Genomic DNA, 11545 nt, shown 5'->3' with positions numbered 1-11545 from the left:
CCGCTCCCGGGCACGGAGGACGCGGCCGCGCCGGACGCCTACGAACCGGACGCCTACGAGCCGGACGGGTACGAACAGAACCCGTACGAGCCCGCCCACAGCGGGTACGACCCCTACGCCGTTCCGGCCGGCACCGAGCCCGGCTACGGCTACCCGGAGCAGGGCTACCAGGACCCGAACTACGTCCACGGCGCCGAATCCGGGCAGCAGTGGGACGGCCAGTACCCGCCGGTCCCGGCGCCGGCCCCGGCACCTGGCACGTACGAGGAACAGCAGGCCGCGTACGGCGAGGGCTACGGCTACATTCCCGCCCAGCCCGGCTACGACCCCTACGCGCCGGCCCCCGAGGACCCGGCCGCCTACGGCGTACCGCAGCAGGGCTACGGCCCCGAGTACGGCGAGCAGCAGGGCTACGGCGAAGAGCAGGGCTACGCCGACCCGGCCGCCTATCCGGACCCCGGCGCCTACTACCCAGAAGGCGACCCTCGCCGCGACGGGAGCGACCACCAGTGAACCGCAACGCCTTTTCCCTGGCCGGCGCGGTCATCGCGCTCGTCGCCCTGACCGGCGCGGCCACGCTCGACGGGGGCGACTCCACCGCGGCCCCTACGGCCTCGGCGGCCCGGCTGCCCGTGCAGCGCACCAGCCTGCTCTGCCCGGAGCCGTCCCCCTCGGACTTCGCCACCACGCAGTACACCTCCTTCACCCCCAAGGGATCGGGCACCGGCGGCAGCGCCCGGCTCGTCCCGGTCACCCCCAAGGCGAAGCCGGTCGCGCCGCTGGCGGCGGCCGGCAAACCCGTCACCGCCACTACCGACAAGTCCGACGCGCCCGCCCTGATCGGCAGCGCCGACGGCTCGCTGGCCCCCGGCTGGACCGTGCAGCAGACCACGGTCGTGGACAGCGGTGAGGGGCGCGGCCTGCTCGGCGCTTCCTGCGTGGCCCCGGACAGCGAGTTCTGGTTTCCCGGCGCGAGCACCATGAGCACCCGTCAGGACTACGTCCAGCTGATCAACCCCGACCCGACGCCCGCGGTGGTGGATGTCGAGTTGTACGGCACCGACGGCCAGCTCAAGGCATCCACCGGCGACGGCATCACGGTGCCGGGCGGCGGCTCCGAGCCGGTGCTGCTGTCCACCATCGTGGCGGACAAGGCCGCCGACCTCACGGTGCACGTGGTCGCGCGCAGCGGCCGGGTGGGCGCCCTGCTGGAGTCCACCGACACCAAGGCCGGCGCCGACTGGATGGCCCCGGCCGCGGATCCCGCCACCAGCCTGGTGCTGCCCGGCATCCCGGCCGATGCCACCGATGTGCGCCTGGTGGCCTTCGCGACCGGCTCGGACGATGCCGACCTCACCTTGAAGCTCGCCACCTCGACCGGCACGATCACGCCGGCCGGACATGAAACGCTGCACGTCAAGAGCGGTATGTCCACGCCGGTGGACCTCGGGAACGTCACCAAGGGCGACGCGGGGTCGCTGATCATCGGATCGAGTGATGTCCATACGCCGGTGCCGGTGGTCGCCGCTCTGCGCATCACGCGCGGCAAGGGCACCAAGCAGGAGATCGCCCTGCTGCCCGCGACCGCGCCGATCGGGACCCGGGCCAGCGTCGCGGACAACCGCGCCAAGGCGTCCAGGCTCTCGCTGACCGCGCTCGGCGGGCCCGTCGGCGTGCGGATCACCTCGTCGGCGGGCTCGCGCGGCGGCACCGCGGCGACCACGACGGTCACCGTCAAGGCCGGTACCACGCTGGCCATGGCACCGCCGCAGCCGAGCGGCCTCAAGGGAAGCTTCGCGGTGACCGTGGAGCGGCTGTCGGGCGGGCAGCTCTACGCGTCGCGGACGCTGGCGCTGCCACTGGGAGGGGTGCAGATGTTCACCATCCAGCCGATGCCGGACGACCACGGGACGGTGTCGGTGCCGCAGGCCGATCCGGATCTGCGGATTCTCGACCGCTGAGCCCGGGCGGGGGAGCGGGCGAGACCGCAGCGGGCGGACCGGCCGGCGCGGGGGCCGATTCCGCGCGCGGGGCCGGCCTGCCCGAGGTGCGGGCGCTCAGTCCTCGCCGTACTTCGGGTCCACGTTCTCCGGTGACAGCCCCAGCAGCTCGGCGACCTGCTCCACAACGATCTCGTGGACCAGCAGTGCCCGCTCGTCGCGGCTCTTGGCGCGGATCTCCACCGGCCGCCGGTAGACCACGATCCGGCTCGGCCGGTCCTTCGCCGCGCTGATCAGCCGGCCCAGCGGCACCGGCTCGCCCTCAGTGGCCAGGCCCTCCTGCGGCCAGGGCACCTCCTGGACGGCGAACTCCACATCGGCCAGCTGCGGCCAGCGGCGCTCCAGCCGGTCGGCGGCGTCCCGTACCAGGTCGTCGAAGGCGTCCGCCCGGCTGAGCGCCAGCGGTACCTGCGGGGGCGCGATGGGCCCACGCATCCCGCGCCCATGACGGTCGCGGCGTCGCGGTCGTGGCGCGGGAGGGATCGGAGGGGTCGGAGCCGAGCTGTCCATCAGCGTGAGCCTAGTCCTCGCAGGAGGTCCGTACAGCTATAGATCCTGCCCTTGTCGCCCGACGGGCGAACGCCGGGCGGCCGGGAGCCCGTCACGCACCGGGACCCGCGGCCGCGCCGGAGTCGGATCCGGCGCGGGAAGCGACGAATTTCCGCCATCCATGATCCGAACCGTTCGACCCGGGAAAAGCTGTACCCAGAGCCTTACCGTGGGTATGCACCCGCTGTCTCTCGCCGTCCCCGGCCGTCCCTCGTCGTCCCCGCAGGTCAGCGCGGGCGGGCTGGGACGCTTGGTTCTCCTGGGCGCCGAGCGACACGAGCGGGTGAGTCGGCGCAGAGTCGTCGCGGCCCGTTCAAGAGTGCGGTAGCGTCCAACGTCGTGAGCCCTGTCCGTCGCTGTTCGCGCACCGCTTGCGGCCGTCCCGCCGTCGCGACGCTGACGTACGTCTACGCGGACTCCACGGCCGTTCTCGGCCCTCTGGCGACCTACGCCGAACCTCATTGCTACGACCTGTGCTCCGAGCACTCCGAGCGGTTGACCGCGCCCCGGGGCTGGGAAGTCGTCCGGCTGGCGACGGACAGCGGCCCGGTGGTCCCCAGCGGCGACGACCTCGAAGCCCTGGCCAACGCCGTTCGGGAGGCGGCCAGGCCGCAGCGGGGCCCCGGATCGGGCGGCACCCGCGACATCGACCCGCAGGAAGTGGCCCGGCGCGGCCATCTGCGGGTGCTGCGCTCCCCGGAGTCGTAGCCCCCTGGACGCCGTTCGGTAGGTTGTGCTGGGCTTGCCGCTGGGCCGGGTTTCTCCGCCGCCCCGCCGCCCCACTCCTGCCGTGCTCCTCGCCCGGCTCCGCTCCACGTCCGACAGAGGTGTGCAGTGACCGACTTGTCGTCGATCATCAAGGCGTACGACGTCCGCGGTGTCGTCCCCGACCAGTGGGACGAACCGCTCGCCGAGATCCTCGGCGCGGCCTTCGCCACGGTCACCGAGGCCGACGCGATCGTCATCGGCCACGACATGCGGCCCTCCTCGCCCGCCCTGTCCAGCGCCTTCGCCCGCGGCGCCGCCTCGCGCGGCGCGGACGTCACCGAGATCGGCCTGTGCTCGACCGACGAGCTCTACTTCGCCAGCGGCCGGCTCGGGCTGCCCGGCGCGGTGTTCACCGCCAGCCACAACCCGGCGCGCTACAACGGCATCAAGATGTGCCGGGCCGGCGCCACCCCCATCGGCCAGGACACCGGGCTCGCCGACATCCGGGCGCTCGCCGAGAAGTGGTCCGAGACCGGAGTGCCGGTCGCGATCAGCGAGCCCGGCACGATCGGCACCCGCGACGTGCTCGGCGAGTACGCCGACTACCTGCGCTCCCTGGTCGACCTGTCCGGCATCCGGCCCCTCAAGGTCGTGGTGGACGCGGGCAACGGCATGGGCGGCCACACCGTGCCCACCGTGCTGGACGGCCTGCCGGTCGACCTGGTGCCGATGTACTTCGAGTTGGACGGCACCTTCCCCAACCACGAGGCCAACCCGCTGGACCCGAAGAACCTCGTCGACCTCCAGGCCAAGGTCCGCGAGACCGGCGCCGACATCGGGCTGGCCTTCGACGGCGACGCCGACCGCTGCTTCGCGGTGGACGAGCGCGGCGAACCCGTCCCGCCGTCCGCGGTCACCGCCCTGGTCGCCGCCCGGGAACTGGCCAAGCACCCCGGCGCGACCATCATCCACAACCTGATCACCTCCAGGTCGGTGCCCGAAGTCGTCGCCGAGCACGGCGGGATCTCGGTACGCACCCGGGTCGGACACTCCTTCATCAAGCAGGAGATGGCCGCCTCCGGCGCGGTCTTCGGCGGTGAGCACTCCGCGCACTACTACTTCCGGGACTTCTGGAACGCCGACACCGGCATGCTCGCCGCCCTCCACCTGCTGGCCGCCCTCGGCGCCCAGCAGGAACCGCTGTCCGCGCTCGTCAGCTCCTACGACCGGTATCCGGCCTCCGGCGAGATCAACAGCACCGTCGTCGACCAGGCCGACCGCACCGCCGCCGTCCGGGCCGCCTTCACCGGGCAGCCCGGCGTCACCTTCGACGAACTCGACGGCCTCACCGTCACCGCCGCCGAGTGGTGGTTCAACGTCCGCGCGTCCAACACCGAGCCACTGCTCCGGCTGAACGTCGAGGCCCGCGACGCCGCCACCGTCGCCCGCCTCAGCGAGCAGGTGCTGGGGATCATCCGCGCCTAGGCCGTGTCTGACAAATAGCGCCGTCCGCCCGCAGGGCGGGGCCCCGCGGCGTCTGGTGCGTGCGATCGCAAGGCGGAGGGGTGTCCTCGTAGTGGGCTACTCGGACGACCCCGACAACGCAGCGAGCGCGCGTGCCAGGCGTCGCGGGGCAGGCGGGATTTGTCAGACACGGCCTAGGCGCAGGCGCAGGCGCAGTGCCCGCCCGGTGCCCGCGAGGCCGCCGGGCGCCGGGGATCGTCGGTGTCCCGGGCGCGGCGATAGGCTGAGGGCAAAGCCGGTGAGCCGCCACCAGTGGGCGGCCCGCCGACCGCCTCGACCGGCCAGCGCCGGCCGGCACCGCGCACTCGATGCCCCGGCGCCGGCCGCCCTCGGCCGCACACCGCCCGGAGGACACCACCCATGCCGCTTGTCGAACCCAGCCTGCTGGAGATCCTCGCCTGCCCGGCGTGCCACGCCCCGCTGCGTGAGGACACCGACGCGAACGAACTCGTGTGCACCTCCGGGACCTGCGGCCTGGCCTACCCGGTACGCGACGAGATCCCCGTCCTGCTGGTGGACGAGGCCCGCCGCCCGGCCTGACGCCCACTGCGTCCTCACATCACCGCTGACCACCACAGCTCCACCCCACACCTGCACCCGCATCTGCACCTTGACTCGCACCTCGCAATCCCGCATCACCGCTGGACCCGACCGGGAGGCCGTGTTTTGTTCGACGAGACGCTGCTGGAGGACTCCGACGCGCTCGCCCGCGCCGACGTCCACGGGCTGCTGCGCGGGGTCGCCGCCGCAGGCGCCCGGGTACGTACCGCGCTGCGGCTCGCGGAGGAGGCCGGCGTCGCCGAACTGCGCCCCGACGGCCAGCCCCGCACTGTCCTGATCGCCGGCAGCGGGCCCGAAGCCGCCGCCGTCGCCGACGTGCTGTCCGCCCTCGGCTCCGGCACCTGCCCCATCCAGCTCCTCCGGCCCACCGGGCCCACCCCGCAGCAATCGCGCTGGACCCTGCCCGGCTGGGCCGGATCCCTCGACCTGCTGCTCCTGCTCAGTACCGAAGGCACCGAACAGGGCCTGACCGACCTGGTCGAGCAGGCGTACCGGCGAGGCTGCACCGCCGCCGCGGTCACCCCGCCCAAGGCGCCCCTTGCCGATGCCGTCGCCCAAGTCCGCGGAATGGCGCTGCCCTTCAGCGCCCCCGCCGACAACGGCCGAAGCACCGACTACGGCCCCGGCGCCGAACCCGCCGCCGACACCGGTGCCTTCTGGGCCCTGCTGATCCCCATGCTGGCCCTCACCGACCGCATCGGCCTGCTCAGCGCGCCCCCGGCCGCACTGCGCGCCGTCGCCGACACCCTCGACGACGTCGCCACCCGCTGCGGGCCCGCGGTCGCCACCTACAGCAACCCGGCCAAGACCCTCGCTTCCGAACTCGACGACTCCCTGCCGCTGCTGTGGAGCCAGGGCCGGATCGCCGCGGCCGCGGCCCGCCGTTTCGCGACCCTCCTCGCCACCCGGGCAGGAAGACCCGCGCTCAGCGCCGAACTGCCCGCCGCGCTGGTCGCCCACGGCCCGCTCCAGGCAACCGCCGGCTCGGCGGCCGCAGCCGACCCCGACGACTTCTTCCGCGACCGACTGGAAGAGCCCGACCGCCTGCGGCTGCGCATCGTGCTGCTCCAGGAGGCGCCGGACCAGCCGGCCTCCGCGGCGCCCGCCGCCCGCGAGCAGGCATACGCCCACGACACCCCGCTCAGCGAGATCTCCACCTCCGCGGGAACCCCGCTGGACACCGCCGCCGAACTCCTCGCCCTCACGGATTTCGCGGCCGTTTACCTCGCCGTCGCCTCGACCGAGAGACCATCATCGGCATGAACCGCCTTCTCAACACCGTCCGCCCCTACGCCTGGGGATCCACCACCGCCATCCCGGAACTGCTCGGCACCGAGCCCACCGGCGCACCCCAGGCCGAACTGTGGATGGGCGCCCACCCCGGCGCACCCTCGCGTATCGACCGCGGCCACGGCCTGGTCCCCCTCGACGCCGTCATCGACGCCGACCCCGCCGCCGAGCTCGGCGAGGCCACCGTCAAGCGCTTCGGCCCGCGGCTGCCGTTCCTGCTGAAGGTGCTCGCGGCCGGCGCGCCCCTGTCCCTGCAGGTCCACCCGGACCTCGCCCAGGCCCAGGCCGGTTTCGCCGACGAGGAGGCCCGCGGGATCCCGCTGGACGCCCCGCAGCGCAACTACAAGGACGCCAACCACAAGCCCGAAATGCTCGTGGCGATCTCCCCGTTCGACGGCCTGTGCGGTTTCCGCCGGCCGACCGAGGCCGCCGACCTCATCGACGCCCTCGGCGTCGGCAGCCTCGCCCCCTATGTGGACATCCTGCGTGCCCACCCCGAGGACCGCGCGCTGCGTGAAGTCCTCGCCGCCGTCCTGGGCGCGGATCCCGACGAGATGGCCGCCACCGTGCACGCCGCCACCGCTGCCGCCGCCCGCCTCGCCGAGACCCCCGGCGCCCCGCACGCCGCCGCCTATGCCGCGTACGCCAAGATCGCCCACAGCTATCCCGGCGACCGCGGCATCATCGCCGCGATGCTCCTCAACCACGTCCGCCTCCAACCTGGCGAAGCCCTCTACCTCGGCGCCGGCGTCCCGCACGCCTATCTCGAAGGCCTCGGCGTCGAGATCATGGCCAACTCCGACAACGTTCTGCGCTGCGGCCTCACCCCCAAACACATCGACGTACCCGAGCTCCTGCGCATCGTCCGCTTCGAGGCCGACGACCCCGGGGTGCTCCGCCCCGAAGCCGCCCCCGACGGTGAGGAGCTGTACGCCGCCCCCATCGACGAGTTCCGCCTCTCCCGCTATCTGCTGGCCCCCGGCGCCGATGCCCGCTCCCTCGACCGGGGCACCCCGCAGATCCTGCTGTGCACCCACGGCGAAGCCCTGCTCCGCAGCGACGACGGCACCGCCCTCACCCTGACCGCGGGTGAATCCGCCTTCCTCGCAGCCGGCGAACGGGCCGAACTCAGCGGTGACGCCACCGTCTTTCGTGCCACCGTGGCGGCCTGACACCCCCGGAACCCACCAGGGCTGCAAGAATGTCGGACCGCTGTGCCCGAACAGGCGCGGCGACATGCCCGGCCGACGGAAGGGACACCCGGCACCTATGAGCGCGTCAGGCGGAACCAGGGCGATCATTGCGGCACTGAGCGCCAACCTCGCCATCGCCGCGGCCAAGTTCGTGGCCTTCGCGTTCAGCGGGTCTTCGTCACTGCTCGCGGAGGGCGTTCACTCCCTCGCGGACTCCGGCAACCAGGCACTGCTCCTGATCGGCGGCAAGAAGGCCAAGCGCGCGGCCAACGAGGAACACCCCTTCGGCTACGGCCGGGAACGCTACATCTACGCCTTCCTCGTCTCCATCGTCCTGTTCTCCGTCGGCGGCATGTTCGCCCTCTACGAGGGCTACGAGAAGATCCGCCACCCGCACTCCGTCGAACACTGGTATTGGCCGGTCGGCGTCCTCATCTTTGCCATCGTCGCCGAGGGATCCTCCTTCCGGACCGCCATCAAAGAGTCCAACCACACCCGTGGCAGCCTCTCCTGGATCGAGTTCATCCGCCGGGCCAAGGCCCCCGAGCTGCCCATCGTCCTGCTGGAGGACTTCGGAGCGCTCATCGGACTCGCTCTCGCCCTGGCCGGTGTCGGCATCGCCCTCGGCACCGGCAACGGGATCTGGGACGGCGTCGGCACCGTCTGCATCGGCAGCCTCCTCATCGTCATCGCGCTCGTCCTCGCCGCCGAGACCAAATCCCTGCTCATCGGTGAAGGCGCGAACCCGGAATCCGCTGCCCGGATCCGCTCCGCCATCGTCGACGGCGAGACCGTCACCGATGTCATCCATATGCGCACCCTGCACCTCGGTCCCGAGGAACTACTGGTCGCCGCGAAAATCGCGGTCCAGCACGACGACACCGCCGCCGAGGTCGCCCGCGCCATCGACGCCGCCGAAGCACGTGTCCGCGCCGCCGAACCGTTCGCCCGCGTCATCTACCTCGAACCCGACATCTACAGCGACACAGCCGCCGCGGCGGGCTCCGACCCCGCACAGACACCCGGGGGCCGCTGACCCCGCCGCACTGGGTCCCGTACGTCGAGCGGTGTAGATTCGTCCTCAGCCAGACGTCGCTGCTGATGGCGGTCGGGCGGTCACCACAGGGTGACCGGCCGAGGGAGAGAGGGCCTCCGACGGATTGCGCTGCCGCAAGGGGACGGGTGTGTCCGCAGGATGTCGCACCCCAAGCCGTTCGCCGGCCGCGCCGTATCCCTGTCCGCCTCGACCTCAACCGCGAGGAGCAGATCGCATGTCCACCTCTACCGCCGACTTCAAGGTCGCGGACCTTTCCCTGGCCGTATTCGGCCGCAAAGAGATCACCCTGGCCGAGCACGAGATGCCCGGCCTGATGTCCCTTCGCGCGGAGTACGCCACCGCTCAGCCGCTGGCGGGCGCCCGCGTCACCGGTTCGCTGCACATGACCGTTCAGACAGCTGTGCTGATCGAGACGCTGGTCGCGCTGGGCGCGGAGGTCCGCTGGGCCTCCTGCAACATCTTCTCCACCCAGGATCACGCCGCCGCAGCGGTCGCAGTCGGTCCCCACGGAACCGCGGACAACCCCCAGGGCATCCCGGTCTTCGCCTGGAAGGGCGAATCCCTCGAAGAATACTGGTGGTGCACGGAACAGGCTCTGACCTGGCCGAACACCCCGACCGGCGGCCCCAACATGATCCTCGACGACGGCGGCGACGCCACCCTCCTGCTCCACAAGGGCGTCGAGTTCGAGAAGGCGGGCTCCGTGCCGGCCACCTCTCCCGACGACCCCGAGGAATACGGCTACGTCCTCGGCCTGCTGCGCCGCACCATCGGCGAGAACCCGCAGAAGTGGACCCAGCTCGCCTCCGAGATCCGCGGTGTGACCGAGGAGACCACCACCGGCGTGCACCGCCTCTACGAGATGCAGCAGGACGGCACCCTGCTGTTCCCCGCGATCAACGTCAACGACGCGGTGACGAAGTCGAAGTTCGACAACAAGTACGGCTGCCGCCACTCCCTCGTCGACGGCATCAACCGGGCCACCGACGTGCTCATCGGCGGCAAGGTCGCGGTCATCTGCGGCTACGGCGACGTCGGCAAGGGCTGCGCCGAATCCCTGCGCGGCCAGGGTGCCCGCGTCGTGATCACCGAGATCGACCCGATCTGCGCGCTGCAGGCCGCGATGGACGGCTACCAGGTCGCCACGCTGGACGACGTGGTCGAGACCGCCGACATCTTCGTCACCACCACCGGCAACCGCGACATCATCATGGCCTCCGACATGGTCCGGATGAAGCACCAGGCGATCGTCGGCAACATCGGTCACTTCGACAACGAGATCGACATGGCCGGCCTGGCCAAGATCCCCGGCGTCGTCAAGGACGAGGTCAAGCCGCAGGTCCACACCTGGACCTTCCCGGACGGGAAGACGATCATCGTGCTGTCCGAGGGCCGCCTGCTCAACCTCGGCAACGCCACCGGCCACCCGTCCTTCGTGATGTCCAACTCCTTCACGGACCAGACGCTGGCCCAGATCGAGCTGTTCACCAAGCCGGAGGAGTACCCGATCGGCGTCTACGTGCTCCCCAAGCACTTGGACGAAAAGGTCGCCCGCCTCCACCTGGACGCCCTCGGCGTCCGGCTCACCACGCTGCGCCCCGAGCAGGCCGCCTACATCGGAGTGAAGGTGGAAGGCCCGTACAAGTCGGACCACTACCGCTACTGACCCACGCGGCCACCCACCCGACGACCCACCGCGCACCGGCCCCCGTCTCGTCCGCGAGGCGGGGGCCTCGCCGAATCCCGAGACCAGATGATGCCCCGCGGCCGCTACTCGTTCCATGACACGCATGACCACACCCCCCTGGGAACGGAACACTTCCACTGCGCCACCGGCCCCTCCGGCTGGCGCTACACCGCTCAGACCATCTCTCCCGCCGGCGATCACGCCGGCTCCATCGACCTCACCATCGACGCGCTGGGCCGTCCCATCCGCCTCGAATTGCATGCCTCCGCCTGGCAGGTCCGCGCCGCCGCTCTCGACGGCGTCACCTGGGTCCGCACCGACCCCGCCGGCGAACACGCTCAGGAGGGCAACGCACCCGCCCACGCCTTCACCGGCGCCTCGCCCGCGTTCTTGATCGCCACCGCGCGGCTCCTCCGACTCGAGCCCGGCGGTCCCGCCACCCGCGTACGACTCGTCTCATTCCGGCCCCCCGTGCTCGCGCCCCTGACTGTCGATCAGTCGTGGGCCTTGATCACAAGGACAGCACATCCGACGGACAGCGGTTTGCTGCCTGTGGATAACTTCCTCGTGAGCGACCTGGCGACCGGTGAACAGCACGATGTGCACATCGCCGGCGACGTCGTCCTCACCGCGCCGGGCATCGAGCTGGAGGACCTGGAGACACCTCCCTCGACATTCCCCTGACGGATGTGCGTCGGGCGCGCGTCGCCTGCTACTCTTCAACTCGCCTCGGGAGATTCATTGACATGGATCCACCGGGGATGTAGGTTAGAACGGTTGTCACGAACTGGACGTGTCTGGACGTGAACGACTAAGCTCAACCACCGCTTCGCTCATCGAAGACATCATCAGCCAATCCGAGAGAAATCTCAGGGCGGGCTTTTTGTGTCTCCGAAACGCGGGGTGGTAATTCCGACCGGAAAGCATCTGCTAAAGTCGGAGACACAACGAAGGGAAAGCCCGGAGGGGCCGGTGA

The 11545-nt window shown here is 71.4% G+C and carries 10 protein-coding genes and 1 pseudogene; 10 read left to right on the top strand and 1 reads right to left on the bottom strand.

The genetic code is table 11. The annotated features are described in order from the left end of the window. Both GA0115240_RS37425 and GA0115240_RS30625 read left to right on the top strand, forming a co-directional pair. Window positions 1-513, top strand: a pseudogene (locus GA0115240_RS37425) (hypothetical protein); the annotation flags it as partial. Next, the gene (locus tag GA0115240_RS30625) at window positions 510-1961 is read left to right on the top strand and encodes a DUF5719 family protein (RefSeq protein ID WP_093741738.1); all 1452 of its coding nucleotides are present in this window, start codon (window positions 510-512) and stop codon (window positions 1959-1961) included. The pseudogene GA0115240_RS37425 and the gene GA0115240_RS30625, both read left to right, overlap by 4 nt. 96 nt (window positions 1962-2057) lie before the next feature. On the opposite strand, the gene GA0115240_RS30620 is transcribed toward GA0115240_RS30625, so the two are convergent. Next, window positions 2058-2510: a metallopeptidase family protein gene (locus tag GA0115240_RS30620; protein WP_093741736.1), complete on the bottom strand. Its 453-nt coding sequence runs from the start codon at window positions 2508-2510 to the stop codon at window positions 2058-2060. Window positions 2511-2888: 378 nt separating this feature from the next. On the opposite strand from GA0115240_RS30620, the gene GA0115240_RS30615 reads away from it, so the two are divergent. The 8 genes from GA0115240_RS30615 to GA0115240_RS30580 all read left to right on the top strand — a co-directional run bounded on the left by GA0115240_RS30615 (window position 2889) and on the right by GA0115240_RS30580 (window position 11253). After that, entirely contained in the window at window positions 2889-3257 is a 369-nt protein-coding gene (locus tag GA0115240_RS30615; protein ID WP_093741734.1) for a DUF3499 domain-containing protein, read from the top strand. Between the two features lie 126 nt (window positions 3258-3383). Further along, complete coding sequence (locus GA0115240_RS30610) at window positions 3384-4742, top strand: phosphomannomutase/phosphoglucomutase (RefSeq protein ID WP_093741733.1); 1359 nt, start codon at window positions 3384-3386, stop codon at window positions 4740-4742. A gap of 399 nt (window positions 4743-5141) precedes the next feature. Further along, window positions 5142-5321 carry a Trm112 family protein gene (locus GA0115240_RS30605; RefSeq protein WP_093741731.1) on the top strand — a complete coding sequence of 60 codons (180 nt, stop codon included), beginning with the start codon at window positions 5142-5144 and terminating at the stop codon, window positions 5319-5321. Between the two features lie 126 nt (window positions 5322-5447). Then, entirely contained in the window at window positions 5448-6605 is a 1158-nt protein-coding gene (locus GA0115240_RS30600; protein ID WP_093741729.1) for an SIS domain-containing protein, read from the top strand. Then, entirely contained in the window at window positions 6602-7804 is a 1203-nt protein-coding gene (manA, locus tag GA0115240_RS30595) for a mannose-6-phosphate isomerase, class I (RefSeq protein ID WP_093741727.1), read from the top strand. The genes GA0115240_RS30600 and manA overlap by 4 nt, the downstream gene beginning before the upstream one ends. Before the next feature lie 97 nt (window positions 7805-7901). Beyond that, entirely contained in the window at window positions 7902-8861 is a 960-nt protein-coding gene (locus tag GA0115240_RS30590) for a cation diffusion facilitator family transporter (RefSeq protein WP_093741725.1), read from the top strand. A gap of 235 nt (window positions 8862-9096) precedes the next feature. Beyond that, entirely contained in the window at window positions 9097-10548 is a 1452-nt protein-coding gene (ahcY, locus tag GA0115240_RS30585; protein WP_093741723.1) for an adenosylhomocysteinase, read from the top strand. Window positions 10549-10638: 90 nt separating this feature from the next. Continuing rightward, complete coding sequence (locus GA0115240_RS30580; protein ID WP_093741740.1) at window positions 10639-11253, top strand: hypothetical protein; 615 nt, start codon at window positions 10639-10641, stop codon at window positions 11251-11253. The last annotated feature ends 292 nt before the right edge of the window (window positions 11254-11545 follow it).

Origin of the sequence: Streptomyces sp. DvalAA-14 (assembly GCF_900091855.1) — a bacterium.
Lineage (GTDB): Bacteria > Actinomycetota > Actinomycetes > Streptomycetales > Streptomycetaceae > Actinacidiphila.
The sequence above is the reverse complement of the archived record's forward strand: the minus strand, read 5'-3'. Positions and strand labels throughout refer to the sequence as shown.